Raw genomic sequence first — 26,338 nt, 5'->3', positions numbered from 1 at the left:
CTTCTCGGCGGCATCCCCGCGGCAGCCGGAGCCGCGCTTCCCGTACGAGGACCCGCTGCCCCACATGCCTCCCTGCCCGCCGTACCCGTCACCCTGCCCGCCGCGCGCGTCACCCTGCCCGCAGTGCGCGTCACCCTGCCCGCAGTGCGCGTCACCCTGCCCGCCGTACCCGTCACCCTGCCCGCAGCGCCCGTCACCCTGCCCGCAGCGCCCGGCGCCCGGCACGGTGCTCCGCCCGCCGCACCCGTGTCGCGGGCGGCCTCGGGGCCCGGTGTCTCCGTCGCGCCTCCGTACGGGGACGCCTCCAGGGGCACGGCGCAGGCCGTACCCGACGCAGCACATGCGCTCGGCGGCGCCACACGGTCCTCCCGGCAGCAGGCGACTGCCCTGCCCTTTCCCGCCCGTCGGGCGGAGGCCGGACACCTGCCGGGCCCGCGCGCGCATGCCGACCGGCCGAACGCCCCGCACCAGGTTCCGCCGACCGGCCACGGCGCCCTGCCCCCGTCCCCGCGGGGGCTCGTCCCGCCGACGGGTGCCACGTCCGGGGCAGGGGGAGGCAGTCACTCCGCGCCCGTGCGGATCCGGGCGGAACTGCCCGGCGTGAGGGGCCCTCCGAGGGTGACGGCCGGTCGTCCGGCCCTTCACCGGTCCTGTCCCGCAGACCTGTCGCCGCGCCCTCTCTGAGCCCAGGGCGGACGACGCCCACTCGAGGGGATACCCATGACTCGCGCCACCGCGGTGCGAGCGGTTCTGGCTGCCGCCGTACTGCTCGTCTCCGTGTTCATCTCAACCACCATGACGCCCGGACTCGGCCTCGATCTCCGGGGCGGCACCAGGATGGTGCTGCAGGCCAAGGACTCCGGCACGGCGAAGGCCGACCGGGAGAGCACCGACCGCACCCTGGAGGTGCTGCGGCAGCGCATCGACTCGCTCGGTCTCGCCGAACCGGTCCTGACCCGCTCGGGCGAGGACCGGATCATCGTCGAACTGCCCGACGTCCAGGACCCGCGCAAGGCCGCCGAGGTCCTCGGCAGGACGGCCCAGCTCGGTTTCCACGCGGTGCGGGGACCCGGCTCGGGGCCGGACGGGACGAGGACGCTCCCCGACGAGCAGGGCGGTCTCCTCGCCGTCGGCCCGGAGCGGCTCTCCGGCGCAGGGGTCAAGGACGCCACCGCCGAATTCGACGCCCAGCAGGGCACGGGCTGGACGGTCTCCCTCGACTTCCACCAGGACGGGGGCCGAGAGTGGAAGCGGCTCACCGGCGACGCCGCCTGCAGCCCGGCCGGCGACGAACGGCGCCGGGTCGCGATCGTCCTCGACGGCAAGGTCATCTCCTCGCCCCAGGTCGCCCCGTCGGTGGGCTGCGGGACCGGCCTGCCCTCCGGTTCCACCCGGATCACCGGCTCCTTCACCGCCGACGAGGCACGCGACCTCGCGCTGCTCATCAAGGGCGGCGCACTCCCCGTCCCCGTCGAGATCGTGGAACAGCGGACTGTCGGGCCGACCCTGGGGGCCGCGGCCATCGACGCGAGCGTCCGGGCCGCACTCATCGGCGCGACGGCCACCGCGCTCTTCATCACCTTCGTGTACCGGCTCTTCGGAGCGCTCGCCGCCCTTGCCCTCGCGGCGTACGGAGTGATCTCCTACGCCGCCCTCGTGGCCCTCGGAGTCACCCTGACGCTGCCGGGCCTCGCCGGATTCGTCCTCTCCGTGGGCATGGCGGTGGACGCCAACGTCCTCGTCTTCGAACGGGCCAGGGAGGAGTACGCCGACCGGTCGAGCCGGACACTGCGCTCCGCGCTCACGGCCGGATTCCGCAACGCCCGCAGCGCTGTCGCCGACTCCAACGCCACGACCCTCATCGCCGCCGCCCTGCTCTTCCTCCTCGGCTCCGGCCCGGTCAAGGGCTTCGGGGTGACGCTCGCCATCGGGGTCCTGGCCTCCATGTTCTCGGCGCTCGTCGTCGCCCGCGCGCTCACCGAGATCGCGGCGGGCTCCCGGTTCGTCAACGACTACCGGGGCGTCAACGGCGTCGCACGGCCGGGCCGCGTCCGCACCTGGCTGAGCGCGCGGGACCCCCGGATGTTCCGCTCACCGCGCCGCTGGCTGACGCTCTCCGCCGCACTCGTCCTCGTCGCCGTGACCGGCATCCTCGTGCGCGGTGTCGACCTGGGTGTCGAATTCACCGGAGGGCGGCTCGTCGAGTACTCCACCGGTCGCCCCGTCGGCGTCCAGGCGGCCCGGGACGCGATCGACGCCGCCGGTTTCGCCGACGCCGAGGTCACCACCGCGGGCGAGGGCGACCTCTCCGTGCGCACCGGGAAGCTGGACGACGACGGGGAGCGCGCCCTGAGGGCGGCGCTGGCCCAGGAGGGCGGAGAGACGGTCAAGGTGCGGGACGAGCTGATCGGGCCGAGTCTCGGCGACGAACTGCGGCACCACGCGCTGATCGCCCTCGCAGTCGCCGTGTCCGTGCAACTGGTCTATCTCGCCGTCCGGTTCCGCTGGACGTTCGCCGTGGCCTCGGTCGGGGCGCTGGTGCACGACGTCATCCTTCTGGTCGGCGCCTTCGCCTGGCTCGGCCGCCCCGTCGACGGGATCTTCCTCGCCGCCCTCCTCACCGTCATCGGCTACTCCGTCAACGACTCCGTGGTCGTCTTCGACCGGGTGCGGGAACTGTGGGCCCGCAACCGTCGCACACCGGTCTCGGAGGTCGCCGAGCGTGCTGTGCTGCAGACCGTCCCACGCACCGTCAACACCGGGATGGGCGCGCTGTTCATCCTGGTCGCCCTCGCGGTGCTCGGCGGCGACTCGCTGGCCGACTTCGCGCTCGCCCTGCTCATCGGCATCTGCGTGGGGACCTACTCCTCCGTGCTGACCGCCGTCCCGGCAGCGCTCCTCCTGGAGCGGAGCGGCAGGACTCCACCCCCGGCGGCGAAGAGGGCGCCGAGGCGCCGGACGGCGGCAGGACGGACCCGCAGGGACCCCGCGGACAACGGGGCACGCGTCTAGCTTGATCTCCAGGTCAAAGATCAAGCCAGGGCGTGTCTAGGAGGCAGCCGTCCCGCCCGGCTCTGGCCCGGGCGCCGGTTTCGGCCTGCTGATCCGGCCCGGCCGGGCCCGGCTCGGTCCCGTCCTGCCTCGCACGGACGGAGGGGGTCCGGGCGCGTGACGACGACGTGGCCGACGGGCTGCGGCACAATCCTGATCACATCCAGCGATCGGAGTGTGCCGCTCATGTCCGTCGTGCTGCGCGAGGCCCGGGCCACGCTCGTGCCCGACATGACCGGCCCTCAGGGCCCGCTGCCGCCGCTGCTGCTCGCCCTGACCGTGCTGACCGGGCTCGTCGACGCGTTCAGCTTCCTGGTCCTGGGCAGGGTCTTCGTCGCCAACATGACCGGCAACGTCGTCTTCACGGGCTTCGCCCTGGCCGGAGCCCCGGGGTTCCCGCTCCTCGCCTCGTGCCTGGCGTTCGGGTCGTTCGCGGTGGGAGCGCTGGCCGGCGGGACCGTCGTCCATCTGGCCCGTGCGCACAGGGGCCGGCAGCTGCAGCGCGCCCTGCTCCTCGAGACCGCCTTCGTCACCGCCGCCATGGTCCTCGTGCTGGTCTCGCGCGCACCGTACACAGGGGGCGTCCGCCTCGCGCTCATCGCCCTGCTCGCCCTCGGGCTCGGCGTACAGAACGCGGCCGTCCGGGCACTGGCCGTACCCGACCTCACCACGACCGTCCTGACCCGCACCCTCACGGGGGCCGTCGCCGACAGCCGGCTCGCGAGGGGGCCGGGCGGGAAGGCGGGACGCCGGGGCCTGTCGGCCGTCTCGCTGCTGGCCGGAGCCTGCTGCGGGGCGCTCGCCGTGCGCACCGGCCACCCCGCCCTGCCGTTGCTGCTCGCGTTCCTCCTGCTCACCGCGGCGAGTACGGTCGCGTGCCTGCTGGTACGCTCCGACGCACCCTGGACGAAACCTGCTTCCGGTCCATGAGCCCGCCGCGCGGGGCAGCGGCCGTCGCCGTGTCGGACGCGACAGCCGAGGCGCCCGGACCGTAACGTCACGGGGCATCGACGACCGCACCGATACGCCGAGGAGTCGCGTATGCCCACCGAACCGCTGTCCGCGCACGACGTCGAGGCCGGGCTGGGTGAGCTGCCGGGCTGGCAGCTGGAAGGGGACCGGATCACCCGCACCTACCGGCTTCCCTCCCACTTCGCCGCCGCCGGGCTGACCGTCCACATCGCCGCGATCCAGGACGAGCTCAACCACCACTCGGATCTGGCTCTGGGCTACGACACGGTGGCTCTCGCGGTGCACACGCACGATGCCGGCGGCGCGGTGACACGGAAGGACCTCGAACTCGCGGCGCGCGTCGAGGCGGTCGCCGCCGGACACGGGGCGGCATAGCGCGCCCCGGTCCGTCGCGCCGGGCGGCCGGGCGGCTCAGGCCGCCGGGCCGAAGCGGGGATGCGTGGTGAGCCAGTCCGCGTAGCCGTCGCTGCGCCGCACCGCCTCCGCGTACGCCGCGCGGGTGTGCCCGGCCACCGCCGCCACGGCCGCCGTCGCGCCCGTGCCTGGCGACCGGGGATGCCTCCCCAGCAGATGACGCCAGGTCAGCGGCGAGCCGGCCAGGGGCCGGGTCACCAGCCCCGGCGCCGGCGGGAACGTGGCCCGGCACAGTCCGATGGCCCGGCCCACCTGGACCAGGTGGACGACGGACGCCGTATCCGTCTCGTACACCGACACGGGGGTGAAGCCCGCCTCCGCGCAGGCCGCCGTGAAGCAGTCGGCGAAGCAGCCGTCGCCGGGCACATCCGCCCAGCACTCGTCCGCCAGGGCGGAGAGTTCGAGCTCCGGCCGGCCCGCCAGCGGATGACCCTCGGGCAGCATCACGAACACCGGGTCGACGCCGATGACCTGCCAGACCAGCCGGTCCTCCCGCGGTGGCGGGCTCTCCCCGCAGGTGCCGATCAGCGCGTAGTCCAGTCTGCCGTCGACCAGCAGAGTGGCGATCTCCGTCACCGACCAGGAGGTGTGGGTGGTCACCGGGGCCGTCGGGTGGGCGGATGCCAGCCGGTCGACGAGCCCACCCAGCAGAGGCCCGTGGGTGCCTCCGAGGCGGAACCGCTGCACGGCGGCACCGGCGTTGGCGAAGCGCACCGCCTCCTCCTGGAGCCCGCTCACCGCCGGCAGCACGACCCGGGCGCGTTCCAGCACCAGCTCACCCAGGAGGGTCGGCCGCGCGCCGGTGTGGTCCCGGTCGAAGAGCGGCCCGCCGAGCGCCTTCTCGATCCGCCGCAACTGGGCGCTGAGCGCAGGCTGCGCGAGGCCCAGTGCCGCCGCGGCCTTGGTGAGACTGCCGGTGTCGGCAATGGCCCGTACGGTGCGCAGATGTCTCAACTCCAGCTCCATGCGGGCACGTTATGGCCGACGGAACTCACCGGCAACACATGGGGGCCGCGCTACGGTTGCCGCGTGCTGGACTACGACGCAGAAGCCGCGCGGTACGACGCCACCCGTGGGGGCGTTCCCCGGGCCGAGGCCTCGGCCCGTGCGCTCCTCGCGCTGGTGCCCCCGTCCGCCCGTACGCTGCTCGACATCGGCTGCGGTACGGGGCTGGTCACCGAGCGGGTCGCCCACGGCCGACCCGGGATGAGGGTGTGCGGGGCGGACGCCTCCCACGGGATGCTGATGCGGGCCCGCCGTCGGGTCGGCGCCGTCGTCCTGGCCGACGTACGCAGGCTCCCGGTGGCCGGTTCGTCGCTCGACGCCGTCAGCGCCGTCTGGCTGCTCCACCTGTTGCGCGGCGACGGGCAGGTCCGGGCGGCCGTTGCCGAGGCGGCCCGGGTGCTGCGGCCGGGCGGGGTGTTCGTCGCGACGGTCGACAAGGACTCCGGCCATGACGTGGGCAGCGACATCGACGCCGTGCTCGCCCCCTGCCTCCGTCCACGTCCGGCCGACGCGGCCCGCCTGGTCGGCGAGTACGCCGACGGCCTCGGCCTCCAACCGGCCGGAGACGCCGTGTTCGCCGGGCACGGGCAGGGCCGCTCCCCCCGTCGTACCGCCCGTGCCGTTCTGCGCGGGGACTACGCGTCCCGGCTGGCGCTCCCCGGACGGACGGCGGAACGGCTCGCGGAGGAGCTCATGGCGCTGCCGGGACCCGACCGGGCACGGCCCGACCCCGTGTTCCGGCTGACGGCGTTCCGCGTACCCCGCTGAGACGGCCTCCCCGACGCGTTCCGTGTGAAGACGGGGGCGGCGCGCCGACGACTCGGGAGCGGCCGCTGGACGACGTGGCGGTGCCCGAACTCACCGGGCCCGCCCCGAACATCACGCCGCGCCCGTTCGACCTGATCGCTCCGGTCCGCCCGCCGCCGGCCCCGCGTGCGAAGGAGCCCCCACCGCACGCGGTGGGGGCTACTTGACGCGAGGGGCGGTTCAGGCGCCGAGGTTGAATTCGGCCGGGTCCGACCCGAGGCGCTTGCCCTCGTCGAGTGCGGCGAAGGCGGCCAGGTCGTCGGCGTCCAGCTCGAAGCCGAAGACATCGATGTTCTCCGCGATCCGCGACGGCGTCACGGACTTCGGGATCACCACGTGGCCGGTCTGCAGGTGCCAGCGGAGCACCGCCTGGGCGGGAGTCCGGCCGTGCTTGTGGGCGACGGCGACCACCGTGGGGACCTCGAGGAGACCCTTGCCCGAGCCCAGCGGCGACCAGGCCTCGGTGACGATGCCGTGCTTCGCGTGGAAGGCACGGGACTCGGCCTGCTGGAGCTGCGGGTGCAGCTCGATCTGGTTGACCGCCGGCACGACCGAGGTCTCGCCCAGGAGGCGTTCCAGGTGCTCCGGGTGGAAGTTGGACACCCCGATGGCCTTCGCGCGGCCGTCGGCGAGGATCCGCTCGAACGCCTTGTACGTGTCGACGTAGGCGTCCTTGGCCGGTACGGGCCAGTGGATGAGGTAGAGGTCGGCGTAGTCCAGCCCCAGCTTGTCCAGCGACGCGTCGAACGCGCGCAGCGTCGAGTCGTATCCCTGCTCGCTGTTCCACAGCTTGGTGGTGACGAACAGTTCCTCACGGGGGACACCGGAGGCTGCGACGGCCTTGCCGGTGCCCGCCTCGTTCCCGTAGATCGCGGCGGTGTCGATGCTCCGGTACCCGGCCTCCAGGGCCGTGGTCACGGCCGCGGTGGCCTCGTCGTCCGGCACCTGCCAGACACCGAAGCCGAGCTGCGGCATCTCGAGGCCGTTGTTGAGTGTGAGGGTGGGGACCTGGCTCACGAGCAGTCGATCCTTACGTTGTCGGTCGGTTCTCCCCGGGGGAACGATCGGGGCGGCCCGAGCATTCCCGGTAGCGCGATCCGGTGAACAGGACGGAAGGACCTCCCGCACGCCCTCGGCGCGGTCACCGGTACAGGGCGTCGACCTCGGCGGAGTACGCCGTCTCGATGGCCTTCCGCTTCAGCTTGAGCGAGGGGGTCAGCAGACCGTGTTCCTCGGTGAACTGGTGCGCGAGGATGCGGAACGTGCGGATGGACTCCGCCTGGGACACCGCCGTGTTGGCCGCCACCACCGCCCGGCGCACCTCCATCTCCAGTTCGGAGTCGCGCACCAGGTCCGCGGCGCGCATCGGCGTACGGCCCTGCATGGCGAGCCAGTGCTCCACCGACTCGTGGTCCACGGTGACGAGCGCGGCGATGTAGGGCCGGTCGTTCCCGACGACGATGCACTGCGCGACCAGCGGATGCGCGCGGACCCGCTCCTCCAGGCCGCTCGGGGCCACGCTCTTGCCCCCGGAGGTCACGAGGATCTCCTTCTTGCGTCCGGTGATGGTCAGATAGCCGTCCTCGTCGAGCGAGCCGAGGTCGCCGGTGGCCAGCCATCCGTCGTGCAGGACGGAGTCCGTGGCCTTGGGGTCGCCCAGGTAGCCGGAGAACACGTTGGAGCCGTGCACCCAGATCTCGCCGTCCCGGGCGATGTGCACCGAGGACCCGGGGATCGGCTGGCCGACCGTGCCGTAGCGGGTCCTCTCCGGTGGGTTGGCCGTCGCCGCGGCGGTCGTCTCGGTGAGGCCGTAGCCCTCGTAGACGGTGACTCCCGCGCCCGCGAAGAACAGCCCGAGCTGCCGGTCCATGCCGGAGCCGCCCGACATCGCGTGCCGCACCCTGCCGCCCATCGCCTCGCGGACCTTGCGGTAGACGACCTTGTCGAAGAACTGGTGCTGCATGCGCAGCCCGGCGGACGGTCCGGGGCCGGTGCCGAAGGCACGGTCCTCCAGGGCCTCCGCGTACTTCACGGCGACCTCGACGGCCTTGTCGAACGCCCCGACGCGGCCCTCCGACTCCGCCTTGCGCCGCGCACCGTTGAAGACCTTCTCGAAGATGTACGGCACCGCCAGGATGAAGGTGGGCCGGAAGGACACCAGGTCCGGCATGAGCGCCTTCGCGGACAGCTCCGGCTGGTGGCCCAGCTTCACCCGGCCTCGCAGGGCCGCGATCTCCACCATGCGTCCGAAGACGTGCGCGAGCGGCAGGAAGAGCAGCGTCGCCGTCTCCTCACCCGGCTTGGAGAGGAACACCGGGTGCCAGCGGGCGACCATGGTGTCGGCCTCGAACATGAAGTTGGCGTGGGTGATGACGCAGCCCTTGGGGCGTCCGGTCGTGCCGGAGGTGTAGATCAGGGTCGCCACCGAGTCGGGAGTCACCGCGCGGCGGTGCCGGTGGACGACCTCGTCGTCGATCAGCGTCCCGGCGTCGGTGAGCTCGGCCACCGCGTCGGCGTCCAGCTGCCAGAGCCGGTGCAGATGCGGCAGCCGGTCGATCACGGAGCCGATCGTCATGGCGTGGTCCTCGTGCTCGACCATGACGGCCGCGACCTCGGCGTCGTGAAGCATCCACAGGACCTGCTCGGCCGACGACGTCGGATAGATCGGCACGGACTGGGCGCCGACCGTCCAGAGGGCGTAGTCGAACAGCGTCCACTCGTAGCGAGTCCGGGACATGAGGGCGACCCGGTCGCCGAAGCGGACGCCCTGCGCGATCAGGCCCTTGGCGAGAGCCATCACCTCGTCGCGGAAGGCGGCGGCCGACACGTCGTGCCAGCGCCCTTCCGCGTCCTTGCGGCCGAGGGCCGTCCGGTGGGGGTCCTCCTCGGCGAAATCGAAGACGGTATCGGCAAGACCGCCGACTTGAGGGGCAGCGGCCATGGGTGGGACAGTGAACTCGCGCAATGACCTGCTCCTTGTGGCGCTCCGCACAGCGCCGCGACGCTACCTCACCGCGCGGGTCCGCGGGAGGGCCCGAAGTCGTGGCATCTGGCCACGCCGACAGCAGAAATCGGGCCAGATGGGCAAGGCTCGGGCGCGCTTCTGACCGCCGAGTAAGAAGCGGGGGCGGGAATCTCCACCGAATCTGTACGCCGCGCTTACGCCGGGTCCGGGTGCGACGCCCTGACCGGAGCGCGGTGAAGCCGGTCGCCACCCGCCAGGATCGCCGCCGCGAGGGCGTCCGCCGCCTCCTGGGCGGTGTCCCTGCGGTGCCCGTGCAGCAGCACGAAATCCACATCTCCCAGCTCCGGCAGACCGGCCCGCGCCGGCACCGGCACGAGTCCCGGCGGGATGAGCCCCCGGGTGTGCGCCATCACCCCCAGGCCCGCGCGCGCGGCCGCGACCAGAGCGCTGAGGCTCGCGCTGGTGCACGCGAAACGCCAGGCCCTGCCGTGCTCCTCCAGTACCTCCAGGGCGCGGGCCCTGGTGATGCCGGGGGGCGGGTAGGCGATCAGCGGGAGCGGACGGTCGGGGTCGATCCGCAGCTGCGGGGCGCCGATCCACACCAGGGTGTCCTGCCAGACCAGCTCGCCGTGGGTGTCCCCGGTGCGGCGCTTGGCCAGCACCAGATCGAGCCGGCCCGCCGCGAGCTGCCGGTGCAGGGCTCCGGACAGTTCCACCGTCAGCTCCAGCTCGACCTCGGGATGCTCGCGCCGGAAGGACTCCAGGATCTCCGGCAGCCGGGTCAGGACGAAGTCCTCGGAGGCCCCGAAGCGCAGCCGGCCGCGCAGCCGGGTGCCGGTGAAGAACGCCGCCGCCCGCTCGTTGGCCTGCAGGATCGTCCGGGCGAAGCCCAGCATGGCCTCGCCGTCCTCGGTGAGGTCGACCCGGTGGGTGTCCCGGCTGAACAGCTGCCGGCCGGCCTCGGACTCCAGCCGGCGGACGTGCTGGCTGACCGTGGACTGGCGGACGCCGAGCCGGCGCGCCGCCTGGGTGAAGCTCAGGGTCTGGGCGACGGCCAGGAAGGTGCGGAGCTGGACGGGGTCGTACATGCGGCGAGGCTATCGCGAACCGTGATGACAGTCAGTGCGGTGTACCGGATTCCCGATCGCAGTGTTCGGGAGCACGATGGGTAGGGCACGCCCCCGACCCAGAGAGCACGGAGCACATGAGCCGCCGCACCAGCCGCCGTATCCCCGCGTTGCCTTCCTGGCTTCCGGTCGACCCGTACATACTGGCGCTGATCGGCACGGTGGTACTCGCGGCCCTGCTGCCCGTGTCCGGGGCCGGCGCCGAGGTGGCGGGCGGCGCGTCGACCGGAGCGGTGGCCCTGCTCTTCTTCCTGTACGGGGCGCGCCTGTCGACGGCGGAGGCGCTCGACGGACTGAAGCACTGGCGGCTCCACCTCACCGTCCTGGCGTGCACCTTCATGGTGTTCCCGCTGCTGGGGCTCGCCAGCCGCGGACTGGTTCCCTATGTGCTGAGCCCGCAGCTCCAGGACGGCTTCCTCTTCCTGTGCCTGGTCCCGTCGACCATCCAGTCGTCGATCGCCTTCACCTCGATGGCCCGCGGCAACGTGCCCGCCGCCATCTGCGCCGGCTCCTTCTCCAGCATCGCCGGGATCGTGATCACCCCGCTGCTCGCCGCCGTGCTGCTCGGCGGCGGCGCGGGAGGGTTCTCCGCCGACTCGCTGGTGAAGATCGTCCTCCAGCTGCTCGTGCCCTTCCTGGCCGGGCAGCTCCTGCGCCGCTGGGTCGGCGGCTTCATCGGCCGTCACCGCAAGGTGCTGGGCTACGTCGACCGCGGATCGATCCTGCTCGTGGTCTACACCGCCTTCAGCGAGGGCATGGTGGCCGGGATCTGGCACCAGGTCACCCCGCTGCGGCTCGGCGCGCTCCTCGGTGCGGAGGCCGTGCTGCTGGCCCTCATGCTCACACTGAGCTGGTACGGGGCGAAGCGGCTGGGCTTCGGGCGGGAGGACCGCGTCGCCATCCAGTTCGCCGGATCGAAGAAGAGCCTGGCGGCCGGGCTCCCCATGGCCAGTGTGCTGTTCGGCGCGCACGCGAGCCTCGCCGTGCTGCCCCTGATGCTCTTCCACCAGATGCAGCTGATGGTCTGCGCGGTGATCGCCAAGCGCCGCTCGCGCGACCCGCTGCCGGACGGTGGGACCCTGCCGCAGCAGCCCGTGCCCGTGAGCTGAGGCGCTCACGAGAGGGCCCGGCCGGCGCGGGGGCGCACCCCCGCCGGCCGGACCCCTGCCCCAGCGCGCCGGGCGGGCCGGCTCAGCCCTGGCCCACCGTCGCCTCCAGGGCGATGCGGTGGTCACCCGCGTACACGTTCATGGACTGTCCCCTGAGGAATCCGACGAGGGTCAGTCCGCTCTCGGCCGCGAGGTCCACGGCCAGCGACGACGGAGCCGAGACCGCCGCGAGCATCGGGATCCCCGCCATCACCGCCTTCTGCGCCAGTTCGAACGAGGCGCGGCCCGACACCAGCAGGATGGACCGCGACAGCGGCAGCCGGTCGTCCGTCAGGGCGCGGCCCACGAGCTTGTCGACCGCGTTGTGCCGGCCGACGTCCTCCCGGACGTCCACCAGCTCGCCTTCGGGGGAGAACAGCGCGGCGGCGTGCAGGCCCCCTGTCCGGTCGAAGACCCGCTGCGCCTCGCGCAGCCGGTCGGGGAGGGCGGAGAGCAGTGCGGGCTCCACCCGGAGCGGGGGAGTGTCGGCGACCGGGTGGCGGGTCGCGGTGCGGACGGCGTCCAGGCTCGCCTTGCCGCACAGGCCGCACGACGAGGTGGTGTAGACGTTGCGTTCCAGCGTGATGTCGGGGACCACGACTCCGGGCGCGAGCTTCACGTCCACCACGTTGTACGTGTTCACCCCGTCGGCGGTCGCCCCGGCGCAGTACACGATCGACTGCACCTCGGAGCCCTCACCGATCACGCCCTCGCTCACCAGGAAGCCGGCCGCGAGCGCGAAGTCGTCACCCGGGGTCCGCATCGTGATGGCGAGCGGCTTGCCGTTCAGCCGGATCTCCAGGGGTTCCTCGGCGACGAGGGTGTCGGGCCGTGTCGTGACCGCCCCGTCCCGGATACGCATGGTGCGGCGACGCTCGGTGACCCGTCCCATAAGCCGTCAATCCCGATTCTGTACGTGTTGGAAGCCGAAACGGCCCTTGATACAGAGGTTGCCATGGGTCACCGGGTTGTCGTGCGGTGAGGTGACCTCGAGGATCTCGTCCTCCCGCACGTGCGGGAGCACGTCGCGACCCACGCCGCAGTAGGCGCGGACGGCCGTGGTCCGCGTCTGTGCGCGCTCTCCACGTCCCTGCCGCACGTATGCCGGACTCGGCACTGACCCCAGATATTGTCTACAGTATGCCTTCATGCGGCCGAAAGGTGCGGCAGTGGGTGTCTTGTCCATCCGCCATTCCGGTGCGGCTGCGGGGGTGCCCGTAAAAGTTCCCGGGGAGCTGTTCGAGACGCTCCAACCCGGGGCCTGGATTCCTGTGGGGTTACGTGCCTCTGTACCGGGCGGTAGCAACCAAGACTGGATAGTTCCTGCCAAACGTAGCGAGGGGAACCCGTACATGACCGGCTCACGTGTCGTGGCGCTCGGCCACTACCAGCCTGCCAAGGTCCTCACCAACGACGATCTGGCGGCGATGGTCGACACCAGCGACGAGTGGATCACCAGCCGGGTCGGCATCAGGACCCGGCACGTGGGCGGCCCGGACGAACCCGTGGACGAACTGGCGGCGCACGCCGCGGCCAAGGCGCTGGCGTCGGCCGGAATGCAGCCCACGGACATCGACATGGTTCTCGTCGCCACCTCCACGGCCATCGACCGCTCGCCGAGCATGTCCGCGCGCGTCGCCGCGCGCCTGGGCATGAGCGCGCCGGCCGTCATGGACATCAACGTCGTCTGCTCCGGGTTCACCCACGCCCTGGCCACGGCCGACCATGCGATCCGGGCCGGTGCCGCCACCCGCGCCCTGGTCATCGGCGCCGACAAGATGGGCGACATCGTCGACTGGACGGACCGCTCCACCTGTGTGCTGATGGGCGACGGCGCGGGCGCCGCCGTCGTCACCGCCGACCCTGACGGAGGCGACCGGCCCGGGATCGGTCCCGTCCTGTGGGGTTCGGTGCCGGGGATGGGCAACGCCGTGCGCATCGAGGGCACGCCTCCTCGCTTCGCGCAGGAGGGGCAGTCCGTCTACCGCTGGGCCACCACGCAACTGCCGCCGATCGCCCGCAAGGTGTGCGAACGGGCCGGTGTCACGCCCGAGGAACTCGCGGCCGTGGTGCTGCACCAGGCCAATCTGAGGATCATCGAACCCGTCGCCCGGAAGATCGGCGCGGTCAACGCGGTCATCGCGCGGGACGTGGTCGATTCGGGCAACACCTCGGCCGCGTCGATCCCGATGGCCCTGTCGAAACTGGTGGAACGGGGGGAGGTGGAGAGCGGTGCGCCGGCCCTGCTCTTCGGCTTCGGCGGCAACCTTTCCTATGCGGGTCAGGTGATCCGCTGCCCCTGATGCCCCCGTCGCGCCATTGTGCTCGGTAGACTGTAGACGATAAGCAATGGCCGGGCGCCCGGAGGGGGACCGCGATGTTGTCCGCAGGACTGCCGCAAGGAACGGTGCCGAAGCTGGAGCGGCCGGGGCCGCTGCGTGAGCGTGTCTACGAGGCGTTGCTCGAGCTGATCACCACGCGTGCGCTCAAGCCCGGCCAGCATCTGGTCGAGAGCGAACTGGCCGGGCACCTGGGGGTGTCGCGTCAGCCGGTCCGTGAGGCGCTCCAGCGGCTGAACACCGAGGGCTGGGTCGATCTGCGTCCCGCGCAGGGTGCCTTCGTCCACGAACCCACCGAGGAGGAGGCGGACCAGCTCCTCTCGGTCCGCACCCTGCTGGAGGCCGAGGCCGCCCGGCTGGCCGCCGCCCACGCCGGGCGGCCGGGCATCGAGGCCCTGGAGGAGCTGTGCTCCCAGGGGGAACGGGCCGTCGCGGCCGACCAGGTGGACCTCGCCGTCGCCACCAACGCCGCGTTCCACGCCAAGGTCATGGAGCTCGCCGGCAACGTCGTCCTGTCCGAGCTCGCCGGCCAGGTGGACCGCCGGGTCCGCTGGTACTACACGCCGGTGGCCCGTCAGCGCGGCACCCAGTCCTGGACCGAGCACCGGGAACTGATCGCGGCTATCGCCTCCAGGGACGAGCAGAGGGCCACCGAGATCATGCGTGCCCACACCGAGCACACGCGCCAGACGTACCACCGGCGCGAACAGGCGTGATCGCCGTCCGACCGAAGGCCGGGGCCCGCGGGCCCCGGCCTTCGGCATGCCCGCCCGCGGACGGGTGGGAATGCGTCCGCCGAACGGAGTCCGCCGCCCGCCGGACACATCTTTGTCCTGAGTGAGGAGAAAGTTGGATCGGATTCGTGCGCAACTTCTTCCCACTCCGGTAAACCGCTGCTACGTTCCCCTCCAAAGCCCGACGGACTGACCGAAGTGGCGGGGGAGGGACGCGTGAGACGCATGACGGCACGACCCGCGAACACGCACCAGGCGCGACTGCTCCGGTTGTTGCGTGACGGGGGGCCCAACTCCCGCGCACAGCTGGGCGACCAGATCGACCTCTCGCGCTCCAAGCTCGCCGTCGAGGTCGACCGGCTCCTGGAGACCGGTCTCGTCGTGGCGGACGGACTCGCCGCATCCCGTGGCGGACGCCGTTCCCACAACATCCGTCTCGCCCCGGGCCTGCGCTTCCTCGGCGTCGACATCGGTGCCACATCCGTCGATGTGGCCGTCACCAACGCCGAGTTGGAGGTCCTCGGCCACCTCAATCATCCGATGGACGTACGGGAGGGGCCCGTCGCCGTCTTCGAGCAGGTCCTGTCGATGGCGGCGAAGCTCCGGGAGTCCGGACTCGCCGAAGGCTTCGACGGCGCCGGCATCGGCGTCCCGGGTCCCGTCCGCTTCCCCGAGGGCGTACCCGTCGCGCCGCCGATCATGCCGGGCTGGGACGGCTTCCCGGTCCGCGAGGCACTCAGCCAGGAACTGGGCTGCCCCGTCATGGTCGACAACGATGTGAACCTGATGGCGCTGGGAGAGCAGCACGCGGGCGTCGCCCGATCCGTGGGCGACTTCCTCTGCGTCAAGATCGGGACGGGCATCGGCTGCGGCATCGTGGTGGGCGGCGAGGTCTACCGCGGTACGACGGGCAGCGCCGGGGACATCGGCCACATCCAGGTGGAGCCCGACGGGCGGGCCTGCGCCTGCGGCAACCGGGGCTGCCTGGAAGCCCACTTCAGCGGCGCGGCCCTCGCCCGTGACGCGGAGGACGCGGCCCGCGCCGGCCTCTCCACCGACCTGGCGGCCCGGCTGGACGCGGCCGGAAGGCTCTCTGCCGTCGATGTGGCCGCCGCCGCGGCGGCGGGTGACCCGACAGCCCTGGACCTGATCCGCGAAGGCGGCAACAGGGTCGGCCAGGTCATCGCCGGCCTCGTCAGCTTCTTCAACCCGGGCCTCGTCGTGATCGGCGGCGGGGTCACCGGACTCGGCCACAACCTGCTGGCCAGCGTCCGCACCCAGGTCTACCGGCAGTCCCTGCCGCTGGCCACGGGCAACCTCCCCATCGTCCTCGGCGAACTGGGGCCCGTCGCCGGCGTGACCGGTGCGGGCAGGCTCATCAGCGACCACCTCTTCTCACCGGCCTGACATCCGGGCCGGCGAGCCGCCCGGCACGCTCCGCACCACCTCCGTAAGCAGCCTGCCCCGAGCTCCGCCCGCAGGGCCGCACAGCACGAGCCCGGTACGCCGCACGAGCACAGCCGCACAGCACGAGCACAGCAGCACCACCCAGCAGTTCCGTCAGCAGTACGGCACCGCCGGCACTGCGCCCTGCCCGCTCACCGGCCTCCCTCACGCTTCTCGGACTCCGTGCCGAGCAGGGGAGACCTCGTTCGCCGAGGGGATTCGCCATGGCACCAGAACCACCCCTGCTCACGATGTCCGGCATCACCAAGTCGTTCCCCGGTGTGCGCGCCCTCGACGGCGTGGATCTGGAGGTGCAGGCCGGTGAAGTCCACTGCCTCCTCGGCCAGAACGGCGCCGGCAAGTCCACGCTCATCAAGGTGCTCGCCGGCGCCCACCAGCCCGACGACGGCGCCATCACCTGGAGCGGCGAGACCGTCCAGCTGTCCTCACCGATCACCGCGATGCGACTGGGCATCGCCACCATCTACCAGGAACTCGACCTGGTGGAGGGCCTGTCGGTCGCCGAGAACGTCTTCCTGGGACACGAGCCCACCAACGCGGGCTTCGTCGTCCGGACCCGCGAGGCCCGCACCATGGCAGCCGCGCTCCTGAAGCGCCTCGGGCACCCGGAGATCGACACGGCCCGCCTGGTCGGCGACCTCTCCGCCGCCCATCAGCAGATCGTCTCCATGGCGCGGGCGCTCTCCCACGACGTACGGCTCATCGTGATGGACGAGCCGTCCGCGGCGCTGGACCCGGACGAGGTCGACAACCTCTTCCGCATCGTCGACGGACTCACCGCCGACGGTGTGGCCGTCGTCTACATCTCGCACCGGCTGGAGGAGATCCGCCGCATCGGTGACCGGGTGACCGTGCTCAAGGACGGCCGGGCCGTCGCGGTCGGTCTCCCCGCCACGTCCACCCCCACACGCGACATCGTTGCCATGATGACCGGCCGCAACGTCGAGTACGTCTTCCCCCAGCGGCCCGACCCCGCCGCCCGGGCCGCTGCCGACCCGGTGCTGAGGGTCGAGGGGCTGTGCCGCAAAGGCGAGTTCGAGCCCGTCGACCTGGAGCTGAGGCCCGGTGAGATCGTCGGCCTGGCCGGACTCGTGGGCTCCGGACGCTCCGAGATCCTGGAGACCGTCTACGGGGCCCGCAAGCCGACCGCGGGCCGCGTCCTCGTCGACGGCACACCACTGCGCCCCGGCAGCGTCCGCGCCGCGGTGGCCGCCGGAATCGGCCTGGCCCCCGAGGAACGCAAGGCGCAGGCACTGCTGCTGACGGAGTCGGTGACCCGCAACGTCTCGGTCTCCTCGCTGTCCCGCTTCGCACGCGCCGGCTGGCTCGACCGGGGCGCCGAGCGCGAGGCCGCCAGGACCGCCACCCGAGAACTCTCCCTGCGCCCCGACAACCCGGACGCCGCCGTCCGCACCCTCTCCGGCGGCAACCAGCAGAAGGCGGTCCTGGCCCGCTGGCTGCTGCGCGGCTGCCGGGTCCTGCTGCTCGACGAACCGACCCGCGGTGTGGACGTCGGCGCCCGCGCCGAGCTCTACGCCGTGATCCGCCGGCTGGCCGACGAAGGCCTCGCCGTTCTGCTCGTATCCAGCGAAGTGCCCGAAGTGCTGGGCCTCGCCGACCGGGTGCTGGTGCTCCGGGAAGGCCGTGTCGTGCACACGGCCGATGCCAGGGAGCTCGACGAGCACCGTGTCCTCGACCTCGTCATGGAAGGGAGCCCGACGTCATGACACAGCCCGCACCGTCGGCGCAGCACCACGGGCCGGAGAAGGGGACCGTGACGGGCCCCGTCTCCGCGCCGACTCCGGAGAAGGGCGGCGGTCTGCGCGCGCTCGGCCTGCGCGCCGATGTCCGCAACCTGTCGCTGCTCGGTGTCCTCGCCGTGCTGGTGGCCGTCGGCGGCCTCACGGAACCGGACGCGTTCCTGGACACCGGGAACCTGCAGCTGATCCTGACGCAGTCCTCCGTCATCGGGGTCGTCACCGTCGGTATGACCCTGGTCATCATCGGCGGAGGCATCGATCTCTCGGTCGGTGCGATGGTGGCCCTCGCGTCCGTCTGGGCCACGACGCTGGCCACACAGGACTTCGGCTTCGCGGGCATCCTCTTCACCGCCGTGATCGTCGGCCTCGCCGCCGGGCTCGTCAACGGGGTCCTCATCGCCTACGGGCGGTTGGTCCCCTTCATCGCGACGCTCGCCATGCTCGCCTCGGCCCGCGGGCTCGCGCTGCAGATCACCGACGGCAGGACACAGATCGTCACCGTCCAGTCGGTCCTCGACCTGGGCCTGCCCGACAGCTACGTTCTGGGCATTCCCCCGCTGGTCCTGTTCTTCGCCGCGGTCACCGTCATCGGCTGGCTGGTCCTGAACCGCACCACGTTCGGCCGCCGTACGGTCGCCATCGGAGGCAACGCGGAAGCGGCCAGGCTCGCCGGCATCGACGTACGACGCCAGCGGCTCTACCTCTACCTGCTCTCCGGTCTGTGCTGCGGCATCGCCGCCTTCATGCTCATCGTCCTGTCCGGATCGGGCCAGAACACCAACGGCAACCTGTACGAGCTCGACGCCATCGCCGCCGCGATCATCGGGGGCACACTCCTGAGCGGCGGCCGGGGCACCATCGTCGGTTCCGTGCTGGGCGTGCTGGTCTTCACCACGATCACCAACATCTTCGCTCTGAACAATCTCCAGAGCGATGTCCAGCAGATCGCCAAGGGCGCCATCATCGTCGCCGCCGTCCTCGTCCAGCGCCGCACCCTGCGGGGCGGGGAGACCTGAGCACCTCGTCCGTGACAGAGCACCGACCACCCACCCGCTGTTCCGTACGCACCAACCGGATGAAGGGTTTGACAGCCATGCCAGAAACCAGCCGCAGAGGACTGCTCTTCGGCACCGCGGCCGTCTCCGCGGGAGCCTTCCTCACCGCCTGCACCAGCAACGACCCCAAGGAGGCCTCGGCCGCGCCGAGCAAGCAGTCCGCCGCCGACGACAAGCCGGGCGCGCCCGTCACCATCGGCTTCGCCGGGCCGCAGGCCGACCACGGGTGGCTCAACGCCATCAACGTGCAGGCCAAGTCGCGGGCGGAGAAGTACTCCGAGGTGACCCTGGAGATCACCGAGGGGTCCAACGACACCGCCGCCCAGATCGGCCAGGTCAAGACCCTCATCAACAAGAAGGTCGACGTCCTCGTCGTCCTCCCCGCGGACGGCAAGGCGCTCACCCAGGTCGGCCTGGAGGCCATGAAGGCCGGCATCCCGGTCGTCAACCTCGACCGCATCTTCGCCTCACCGCAGGCCTACCGCTGCTGGGTCGGCGGCGACAACTACGGCATGGGCCTCAACGCCGGCCACTACATCGGCGAGCAGCTCAAGGACAAGTCGAGCGCCAAGGTCGTCGAGCTCGCGGGCATCGACAACCTCGAACTCACCAAGCAGCGGAGCCAGGGGTTCGCCGACGCCCTCAAGAACTACTCCAACATCAAGCTGGTGGCCCGTCAGGCCGCCGACTTCACCGTGGAGTCGGGGCAGGCCAAGATGGCGCAGCTGCTGCAGGCCCAGAAGCAGTTCGACGCCCTCTGGAACCACGACGACGACCAGGGCGTGGGTGCGCTGCGGGCCATCCAGCAGGCGGGCCGCGACGAATTCATCATGGTGGGCGGTGCGGGCGCCAAGTCCGCGATGGACGCCATCAAGGCGGACAACAGTGTCCTCAAGGCCACCGTGCTCTACCCGCCCACGATGGCGGCCTCCGCCATCGACCTGGCGCGGGCCCTGGGCCAGAACAAGGGTGTGGCGGGCCTCTCCGAGATGGAGATCCCGACCTCGCTGACGCTGTACTCGGCCGTGGTCACCAAGGAGAACATCGACCAGTACCTGCCGACGGGCTTCAGCTGATCCCGGACCACCGCCGCCACCGAACCACCGACGAGGAGGATGCCCGCATGGCCCGTAGAGAAGAGTCGGAGCAGGAGACCGAGGCACCGCCGCCGACGGCGACGCTCGGCGTCGGCATGGTCGGATACGCGTTCATGGGTGCCGCCCACTCGCAGGGGTGGCGCACCGCGGGACACGTCTTCGACCTGCCGGTGAGACCCGCTCTCGCCGCGATCTGCGGACGCGACCGTACGGCCGTCGAGGCCGCCGCCGCCCGGCACGGGTGGGCCGCGGCGGAGACCGACTGGCGCGCTCTGATCGCCCGGGACGACGTGCAGCTGGTGGACATCTGCACCCCCGGCGACAGCCATGCGGAGATCGCCATCGCCGCCCTCGAGGCGGGCAAGCACGTGCTGTGCGAGAAGCCGCTCGCCAACACGGTGGCCGAGGCGGAGGCCATGGTGGAGGCCGCCGAGCGCGCCGCGGCACGCGGCCAGGTGGCGATCGTGGGCTTCAACTACCGCAAGGTGCCCGCCCTCACCCACGCCCGCGCGATGATCGCGGAGGGCAGGCTGGGCGCCCTTCGCCACGTGCGGGCCACCTACCTCCAGGACTGGCTCGTCGACCCGCAGTCGCCGCTGACCTGGCGACTGCAGCGGGAGCGGGCCGGTTCCGGGGCGCTGGGTGACCTCGGGGCGCACATCGTCGACCTCGCCCAGTACCTGGCCGGAGAGCTCCTGACCGGGGTGTCGGCGGTGAGCGAGACCTTCGTCCGGGAGAGGCCCGTGCTCGCCGGCGCGGCGGCCGGGCTCTCGGGCACCGCGGACAGTGCCGCACGGGGGGCGGTCACTGTCGACGACGCGGCGCTGTTCACCGGGCGGATGGCGTCCGGCGCCCTCGCCTCCTTCGAGGCGACCAGGATGGCGGCGGGCCGCAAGAACGCGCTGCGCCTGGAGGTCAACGGAGAGCTGGGGTCGATCGCCTTCGACCTGGAACGGCTCAACGAACTCTCCTTCCACGACCACACCGAGCCCGCCACCAGCGCGGGTTTCCGCCGGATCCTCGTCACCGAGCCCCAGCACCCGTATCTGGAGGCGTGGTGGCCGCCGGGTCATGGCCTGGGATACGAGCACACCTTCGTCCACCAGGCCCGGGACGTGGTGCGCACCATCGTCGAAGGGCTCACCCCCGTACCGTCGTTCGCCGACGGACTCCAGGTGCAGCGTGTGCTCGCCGCCGTCGAGGAGAGCGCCGCCAAGAACTCCGTCCACACCCCGGTCGCCTTCTAGGAGGTCGCGCGCATGCCCCGTCCCTTCACTCTCTTCACCGGCCAGTGGGCCGACCTGCCGTTGGAGGAGGTCTGCCGGCTCGCCCGGGACTTCGGCTACGACGGACTCGAACTCGCCTGCTGGGGAGACCACTTCGAGGTCGACAAGGCTCTGTCCGACCCCGGATACCTCGACGGGCGGCGGCAGCTGCTCGACAAGTACGGCCTGAAGTGCTGGGCCGTCTCCAACCACCTGGTCGGCCAGGCGGTCTGCGACAGTCCGATCGACGAACGCCACCAGGGGATCCTGCCCGGCCGCATCTGGGGGGACGGGGAGCCCGAGGGCGTGCGCCGGAGGGCCGCCGAGGAGATCAAGGACACCGCCCGCGCGGCGGCCGCGTTCGGGGTCGACACGGTCATCGGCTTCACCGGATCGTCCATCTGGCACCTGGTCGCGATGTTCCCGCCGGTCCCACCGCACATGATCGAACGCGGCTACGAGGACTTCGCGGAGCGCTGGAACCCGATCCTGGACGTCTTCGACGCCGAGGGGGTGCGCTTCGCCCACGAGGTGCACCCGAGCGAGATCGCGTACGACTACTGGACCACGCACCGCGCCCTGGAGGCGGTGGGTCGCCGGCCCGCGTTCGGGCTGAACTTCGACCCGAGCCACTTCGTGTGGCAGGACCTCGACCCGGTCGGTTTCCTCTACGACTTCCGGGACCGGATCTACCACGTGGACTGCAAGGAGGCCCGCAAGCGCCTCGACGGCCGCAACGGGCGCCTCGGCTCCCACCTGCCGTGGGGCGATCCGCGGCGCGGCTGGGACTTCGTCTCGGCGGGGCACGGTGACGTGCCCTGGGAGGACGTGTTCCGGATGATGCGGTCCATCGGGTACGAAGGGCCGGTGTCCGTGGAGTGGGAGGACGCGGGCATGGACCGGCTGACGGGGGCTCCGGAGGCGCTGGCCTCCCTGAAGCGCTTCGACTTCGATCCGCCGAGCGCGTCGTTCGACGCGGCTTTCGGCGGGGGCGACTAGCGGGGGAGCCCTCCGGGGGCGCCCGGCCTGCCAGGGCCGGGCACCCCCGGCGCCACCGTCGGCGGGGACCTCCACCGTGGGCGGCCGAGGACTCCGCCGAGCTCTCCCGGGCACCGGCAACGGTGCCCCCGGGGGCGGTTCGGCATGCCCTGGAACGCCTTTGTCCTCTGGTGGGAAAAAGCTCGACCCACCTCGTGCACAAGGGCTTTCCGTACAGGTCGATCACAGCTACCGTCCCTTACGTGTACACAACATGACTCGCGTCACCGGGGGCTCGACTGCCCCTGGTGACGAGCGCGGCAGTCCCCGCGCGGAACGGCAGAACGCACCCGCCCGAACAACCGGAACCCCCGGAGGACGCACGTGCACAGAAGCAGCAGACGGCTCCGCACCCGAAAGCCACTCGCACTCCTCACCGGCGCACTGCTCGCCGCCGCGACCCTCACACTGGGCACCTCGCCCGCAGGTGCTGAGGCGCCGACGGCGCCGGCCGCCGCCGAGGACTTCCAGCAGGTCACGCTCGCCAAGGGCGCCGCCGAGACCGGCGAACCCATCTCGCTGGCCGTGCTCCCCGACCGCAGTGTGCTGCACACCTCACGCAGCGGTGAGCTGCGGATCACGGACAGCGCGGGCGACACCCGCGTCGCCGGCACCGTCCCCGTCTACTCGCACGACGAGGAAGGCCTCCAGGGCGTAGGCATCGACCCGGACTTCGCGGAGAACCGGGCGATCTACCTCTACTACGCGCCCCCGCTGGACACTCCGGCCGGCGACGCCCCGGAGAACGGCAGCGCGGCCGACTTCGCGAAGTTCGACGGGGTGAACCGCCTCTCCCGCTTCGTGCTCAACGAGGACGGCACACTGGACAACGCCAGCGAGAAGAAGGTCCTCGACATCCCGACCACCCGTGGCATGTGCTGTCACGTGGGCGGCGACATCGACTTCGACGCCGAGGGCAACCTCTACCTCTCGACGGGCGACGACTCTAACCCGTTCGCGTCCGACGGCTACTCCCCGCTGGACGACCGGGCCGACCGCAACCCCGGCTTCGACGCCCGCCGCACCTCCGGCAACACCAACGACCTCCGCGGCAAGATCCTCCGCATCAAGGTCGGAGACGACGGCTCGTACACCGTCCCCGAGGGCAACCTCTTCGCCGCGGGGACGGACAGGACGCGCCCCGAGATCTACGCGATGGGCTTCCGCAACCCGTTCCGCTTCAGCGTGGACAAGGCCACCGGCATCCTCTACGTCGGTGACTACGGCCCCGACGCGGGCGCCGCCGACCCGAACCGGGGCCCGGCGGGCCAGGTCGAGTTCGCCCGGGTGACGAAGCCGGCCAACTTCGGCTGGCCCTTCTGCACCGGTGACAACGATGCCTTCAACGACTACGACTTCGCGACGGGCACCTCCGGCGCCCCCTTCGACTGCGCCGCCCCGAAGAACGAGTCGCGGTACAACACCGGCCTGGTCGACCTGCCGCCCGCGCAGGCCGCCTGGATCCCGTACGACGGCGCCTCCGTGCCCGAGTTCGGCACCGGTTCCGAGTCCCCCATGGGCGGACCGGTCTACCACTACGACGCGGACCTCGACTCGCCGGTGAAGTTCCCCGAGGAGTACGACGGAGACTTCTTCGCCGGAGAGTTCGGCCGGCAGTGGATCAAGCGCGTCGAGCAGGACGCCGACGGTGCCGTCCAGTCGATCAACGACGTCCCGTGGACCGGCACGCAGATCATGGACATGGCCTTCGGCCCCGACGGCGCGCTGTACGTCCTGGACTACGGCCTCTCCTGGTTCGGCGGCGACGAGCACTCGGCGCTCTACCGCATCGAGAACGCCACAGGCGGCCGTTCGCCCGTCGCCGAGGCGTCCTCGGACAAGACCTCCGGTGTCGCACCGCTCAGGGTGAAGTTCTCCTCGGCCGGTACCACCGACGGCGACGGCGACGCCCTCACGTACGCCTGGGACTTCGGTGACGGCGGCACCTCCACGGCCGCGAACCCCGCGCACACGTACAAGAAGAACGGCACCTACACCGCCACCGTGACGGCGAAGGACCCGACGGGCCGGACCGGTTCGGCGAGCGTGCACGTGACCGTGGGCAACACCGCGCCCGTCGTCGACATGCAGTTCCCCTCCGACGGCCGGCTCTTCGAGTTCGGCGACGAGGTGCCCTTCAAGGTGACCGTCAAGGACCCGGAGGACGGCACCGTCGACTGCTCGAAGGTCGAGGTCAAGTTCACCCTGGGCCACGACAGCCACGGCCACGACATCACCACCGAGCACGGCTGCGAGGGAACCATCAAGACCGCCATGGAAGGCGGCCACGACCCCAACGCCAACATCTACGGAGGCATCTCGGCCTCCTACACCGACGGCGGTGGCGGCGGACAGGCCGCGCTGACCGGACGTGACCAGGCGCAGCTCCAGCCGCGTCACCGCCAGGCCGAGCACTTCACCCGGTCCTCCGGCATCACCACCCCGAGCAAGACGAGTGCCAACGGCGGCCGGACCGTCGGCGACATCGACAACGACGACTGGATCTCCTTCGAGCCGTACATCCTGGACGGCACGACCAAGCTCACCGCCCGTACGTCCTCGGCCGGCGCGGGTGGCTTCCTGGAGGTGCGGACCGGCTCGCCCACCGGGAAGATACTCGGCTCGGCGCCCATACCGGTGACCGGCAGCTGGGACTCGTTCCAGGACATCGACGTGCCGCTGCGCGGCGCGCCGAAGAAGGCCACGGAACTCTTCCTCGTGTTCAAGGGCGGAGCGGGAGCGCTGTACGACGTGGACGACTTCGAACTCTCGGACAGCCCGGTGGACCGGACCGCCAAGCGCGTCCTCGTCTTCTCCAAGACCGGTGGCTTCCGACACGACTCGATCCCCGAGGGCACCGCGGCGCTCAAGGAACTTGGCAAGGACACCAACATCACGGTCGACTCCACCGAGGAGGCCGGACAGTTCACCACCAGCAACCTGGCCCGGTACGACGCGGTCGTCTTCCTGTCGACCACCGGTGACGTACTGAACGCCGACCAGAAGAAGGCGTTCGAGAACTTCGTTTCCACCGGCGGCGGTTACATGGGCGTCCACGCCGCGGCCGACACGGAGTACGACTGGGAGTTCTACGGCGGTCTCGTAGGCGCCTACTTCGACTCGCACCCGCAGATCCAGCCGGCGACCGTCCGTGTGGAGAACCACGACCACCCGGCGACCGCGCACCTGGACGAGGCGTGGGACCGTACCGACGAGTGGTACAACTACCGCACCAACCCCCGGGACAAGGCCCAGGTCCTCGCCACGCTGGATGAGACGACCTACACCGGCGGCACCATGAAGGGTGACCACCCGATCGCCTGGTGCCAGGCGTACCAGGGCGGACGCTCCTTCTACACCGGCCTCGGCCACACCAAGGAGTCGTACGCCGAACCCGCCTTCCGGCAGCACCTGCTGGGCGGTCTGCGCTACGCGGCCGGGCAGGTGAAGGCGAACTGCAAGCCCGACACCGGCTACCGGTCGATCTTCAACGGCAAGACCCTCGAAGGGTGGAAGCAGGCCGGCCCCGGGAAGTTCACGGTGGCCGACGGTGAGCTGCGCTCGGAGGGCGGCATGGGGCTGCTCACCTACCAGGCCAAGGAGCTGAAGTCCTACTCCCTGAAGCTCGACTGGAAGATGGCGGGCGACGACAACTCCGGCGTCTTCGTCGGATTCCCCGAGTCGGACGACCCCTGGTCCGCGGTGAACAACGGCTACGAGGTCCAGATCGACGCCAGCGACGCGGCGGACCGCACCACGGGAGCCGTCTACACCTTCAAATCCGCCGACACCAAGGCCCGTGACCAGGTCCTGCGGCCGCCCGGCCAGTGGAACAGCTACGAGATCAAGGTCCAGGGCGAGCGGCTCCAGATCTTCCTCAACGGGGTGAAGATCAACGACTTCACCAACACCGACCCGGTCCGCAGCCTCAGGAACGGCTACATCGGCCTCCAGAACCACGGAGCCGACGACCAGGTGTCCTTCCGGAACATCCAGCTGAAGGAGCTGCCCTCCACGTAGGGCGGCCACCTCCTGCGCCGGCGGTGGGCGGGGAAGCGCACGTCTTCCCCGCCCACCGTTCACCACCCCTCTTC

General features: G+C 71.4%; 19 protein-coding genes and 1 pseudogene. 14 read left to right on the top strand and 6 right to left on the bottom strand.

The window, feature by feature from the left end:
- Window positions 1–720 precede the first annotated feature (720 nt).
- From secD to ACIRJR_RS17155, 3 genes are all read left to right on the top strand, one after another.
- Window positions 721–3,012, top strand: a complete 2,292-nt coding sequence (gene secD / locus ACIRJR_RS17165) for a protein translocase subunit SecD (protein ID WP_403780666.1) — start codon at window positions 721–723, stop codon at window positions 3,010–3,012.
- Between the two features lie 225 nt (window positions 3,013–3,237).
- On the top strand, window positions 3,238–3,981 hold the full coding sequence (locus tag ACIRJR_RS17160) for a YoaK family protein (RefSeq protein WP_403780663.1): 744 nt from the start codon (window positions 3,238–3,240) through the stop codon (window positions 3,979–3,981).
- 111 nt (window positions 3,982–4,092) lie between these two features.
- On the top strand, window positions 4,093–4,398 hold the full coding sequence (locus tag ACIRJR_RS17155) for a 4a-hydroxytetrahydrobiopterin dehydratase (RefSeq protein ID WP_403780660.1): 306 nt from the start codon (window positions 4,093–4,095) through the stop codon (window positions 4,396–4,398).
- A 36-nt stretch (window positions 4,399–4,434) separates the two neighbouring features.
- On the opposite strand, the gene ACIRJR_RS17150 is transcribed toward ACIRJR_RS17155, so the two are convergent.
- Window positions 4,435–5,403, bottom strand: coding sequence for a LysR substrate-binding domain-containing protein (locus tag ACIRJR_RS17150; RefSeq protein ID WP_403780657.1), 969 nt, complete (start codon window positions 5,401–5,403; stop codon window positions 4,435–4,437).
- Window positions 5,404–5,466: 63 nt separating this feature from the next.
- On the opposite strand from ACIRJR_RS17150, the gene ACIRJR_RS17145 reads away from it, so the two are divergent.
- Window positions 5,467–6,210, top strand: coding sequence for a class I SAM-dependent methyltransferase (locus tag ACIRJR_RS17145; protein ID WP_403780654.1), 744 nt, complete (start codon window positions 5,467–5,469; stop codon window positions 6,208–6,210).
- Between the two features lie 219 nt (window positions 6,211–6,429).
- Here the strand turns inward: ACIRJR_RS17145 and ACIRJR_RS17140 are convergent, their stop codons facing one another.
- The 3 genes from ACIRJR_RS17140 to ACIRJR_RS17130 form a co-directional block, all read right to left on the bottom strand.
- Complete coding sequence (locus tag ACIRJR_RS17140) at window positions 6,430–7,266, bottom strand: aldo/keto reductase (RefSeq protein WP_403780651.1); 837 nt, start codon at window positions 7,264–7,266, stop codon at window positions 6,430–6,432.
- A 124-nt stretch (window positions 7,267–7,390) separates the two neighbouring features.
- Entirely contained in the window at window positions 7,391–9,190 is a 1,800-nt protein-coding gene (locus ACIRJR_RS17135) for an AMP-dependent synthetase/ligase (protein WP_403780648.1), read from the bottom strand.
- A 218-nt stretch (window positions 9,191–9,408) separates the two neighbouring features.
- A complete protein-coding gene (locus ACIRJR_RS17130) occupies window positions 9,409–10,302 on the bottom strand; it encodes a LysR substrate-binding domain-containing protein (protein ID WP_403780645.1) in 894 nt (297 codons plus the stop codon).
- 116 nt (window positions 10,303–10,418) lie between these two features.
- Between ACIRJR_RS17130 and ACIRJR_RS17125 the strand changes: the two genes are divergently transcribed.
- Window positions 10,419–11,450 (top strand): bile acid:sodium symporter family protein, encoded by a 1,032-nt coding sequence (locus ACIRJR_RS17125; RefSeq protein ID WP_403780642.1) that lies wholly within the window; start codon window positions 10,419–10,421, stop codon window positions 11,448–11,450.
- A gap of 82 nt (window positions 11,451–11,532) precedes the next feature.
- On the opposite strand, the gene fdhD is transcribed toward ACIRJR_RS17125, so the two are convergent.
- A complete protein-coding gene (fdhD, locus tag ACIRJR_RS17120) occupies window positions 11,533–12,381 on the bottom strand; it encodes a formate dehydrogenase accessory sulfurtransferase FdhD (protein ID WP_403780639.1) in 849 nt (282 codons plus the stop codon).
- Between the two features lie 6 nt (window positions 12,382–12,387).
- Window positions 12,388–12,604 (bottom strand): annotated as a pseudogene (locus tag ACIRJR_RS17115) (Fe-S-binding domain-containing protein); the annotation flags it as partial.
- 237 nt (window positions 12,605–12,841) lie between these two features.
- Between ACIRJR_RS17115 and ACIRJR_RS17110 the strand changes: the two are divergent.
- From ACIRJR_RS17110 to ACIRJR_RS17070, 9 genes are all read left to right on the top strand, one after another.
- Entirely contained in the window at window positions 12,842–13,792 is a 951-nt protein-coding gene (locus ACIRJR_RS17110) for a beta-ketoacyl-ACP synthase III (RefSeq protein WP_403780636.1), read from the top strand.
- 74 nt (window positions 13,793–13,866) lie between these two features.
- Complete coding sequence (locus ACIRJR_RS17105) at window positions 13,867–14,544, top strand: GntR family transcriptional regulator (protein ID WP_403780633.1); 678 nt, start codon at window positions 13,867–13,869, stop codon at window positions 14,542–14,544.
- 243 nt (window positions 14,545–14,787) lie between these two features.
- Window positions 14,788–15,969, top strand: coding sequence for an ROK family protein (locus ACIRJR_RS17100; protein ID WP_403780630.1), 1,182 nt, complete (start codon window positions 14,788–14,790; stop codon window positions 15,967–15,969).
- Window positions 15,970–16,232: 263 nt separating this feature from the next.
- Window positions 16,233–17,756, top strand: a complete 1,524-nt coding sequence (locus ACIRJR_RS17095; RefSeq protein WP_403780627.1) for a sugar ABC transporter ATP-binding protein — start codon at window positions 16,233–16,235, stop codon at window positions 17,754–17,756.
- Entirely contained in the window at window positions 17,753–18,805 is a 1,053-nt protein-coding gene (locus tag ACIRJR_RS17090) for an ABC transporter permease (protein WP_403780624.1), read from the top strand. The genes ACIRJR_RS17095 and ACIRJR_RS17090 overlap by 4 nt, the downstream gene beginning before the upstream one ends.
- A 77-nt stretch (window positions 18,806–18,882) precedes the next feature.
- Window positions 18,883–19,920, top strand: a complete 1,038-nt coding sequence (locus tag ACIRJR_RS17085; protein ID WP_403780621.1) for a substrate-binding domain-containing protein — start codon at window positions 18,883–18,885, stop codon at window positions 19,918–19,920.
- Window positions 19,921–19,967: 47 nt separating this feature from the next.
- Window positions 19,968–21,188, top strand: coding sequence for a Gfo/Idh/MocA family protein (locus ACIRJR_RS17080; RefSeq protein WP_403780618.1), 1,221 nt, complete (start codon window positions 19,968–19,970; stop codon window positions 21,186–21,188).
- A gap of 12 nt (window positions 21,189–21,200) precedes the next feature.
- Window positions 21,201–22,205: a sugar phosphate isomerase/epimerase family protein gene (locus ACIRJR_RS17075; RefSeq protein WP_403780615.1), complete on the top strand. Its 1,005-nt coding sequence runs from the start codon at window positions 21,201–21,203 to the stop codon at window positions 22,203–22,205.
- Between the two features lie 363 nt (window positions 22,206–22,568).
- The gene (locus ACIRJR_RS17070) at window positions 22,569–26,264 is read left to right on the top strand and encodes a ThuA domain-containing protein (protein ID WP_403780612.1); all 3,696 of its coding nucleotides are present in this window, start codon (window positions 22,569–22,571) and stop codon (window positions 26,262–26,264) included.
- Window positions 26,265–26,338: the final 74 nt, after the last annotated feature.

This window comes from Streptomyces sp. NPDC102402 (assembly GCF_044765765.1).
GTDB lineage: Bacteria > Actinomycetota > Actinomycetes > Streptomycetales > Streptomycetaceae > Streptomyces.
This window is presented reverse-complemented; position numbering and strand designations above follow the sequence as displayed.

Bases quoted from the DNA above. Each gene is read 5' to 3' on its own strand.
- secD (WP_403780666.1), top strand. From the start codon at position 721: ATGACTCGCGCCACCGCGGTGCGAGCGGTTCTGGCTGCCGCCGTACTG.
- ACIRJR_RS17160 (WP_403780663.1), top strand. From the start codon at position 3,238: ATGTCCGTCGTGCTGCGCGAGGCCCGGGCCACGCTCGTGCCCGACATG.
- ACIRJR_RS17155 (WP_403780660.1), top strand. From the start codon at position 4,093: ATGCCCACCGAACCGCTGTCCGCGCACGACGTCGAGGCCGGGCTGGGT.
- ACIRJR_RS17150 (WP_403780657.1), bottom strand. From the start codon at position 5,403: ATGGAGCTGGAGTTGAGACATCTGCGCACCGTACGGGCCATTGCCGAC.
- ACIRJR_RS17135 (WP_403780648.1), bottom strand. From the start codon at position 9,190: ATGGCCGCTGCCCCTCAAGTCGGCGGTCTTGCCGATACCGTCTTCGAT.
- ACIRJR_RS17130 (WP_403780645.1), bottom strand. From the start codon at position 10,302: ATGTACGACCCCGTCCAGCTCCGCACCTTCCTGGCCGTCGCCCAGACC.
- ACIRJR_RS17125 (WP_403780642.1), top strand. From the start codon at position 10,419: ATGAGCCGCCGCACCAGCCGCCGTATCCCCGCGTTGCCTTCCTGGCTT.
- fdhD (WP_403780639.1), bottom strand. From the start codon at position 12,381: ATGGGACGGGTCACCGAGCGTCGCCGCACCATGCGTATCCGGGACGGG.
- ACIRJR_RS17110 (WP_403780636.1), top strand. From the start codon at position 12,842: ATGACCGGCTCACGTGTCGTGGCGCTCGGCCACTACCAGCCTGCCAAG.
- ACIRJR_RS17105 (WP_403780633.1), top strand. From the start codon at position 13,867: ATGTTGTCCGCAGGACTGCCGCAAGGAACGGTGCCGAAGCTGGAGCGG.
- ACIRJR_RS17100 (WP_403780630.1), top strand. From the start codon at position 14,788: ATGACGGCACGACCCGCGAACACGCACCAGGCGCGACTGCTCCGGTTG.
- ACIRJR_RS17095 (WP_403780627.1), top strand. From the start codon at position 16,233: ATGGCACCAGAACCACCCCTGCTCACGATGTCCGGCATCACCAAGTCG.
- ACIRJR_RS17090 (WP_403780624.1), top strand. From the start codon at position 17,753: ATGACACAGCCCGCACCGTCGGCGCAGCACCACGGGCCGGAGAAGGGG.
- ACIRJR_RS17085 (WP_403780621.1), top strand. From the start codon at position 18,883: ATGCCAGAAACCAGCCGCAGAGGACTGCTCTTCGGCACCGCGGCCGTC.
- ACIRJR_RS17080 (WP_403780618.1), top strand. From the start codon at position 19,968: ATGGCCCGTAGAGAAGAGTCGGAGCAGGAGACCGAGGCACCGCCGCCG.
- ACIRJR_RS17075 (WP_403780615.1), top strand. From the start codon at position 21,201: ATGCCCCGTCCCTTCACTCTCTTCACCGGCCAGTGGGCCGACCTGCCG.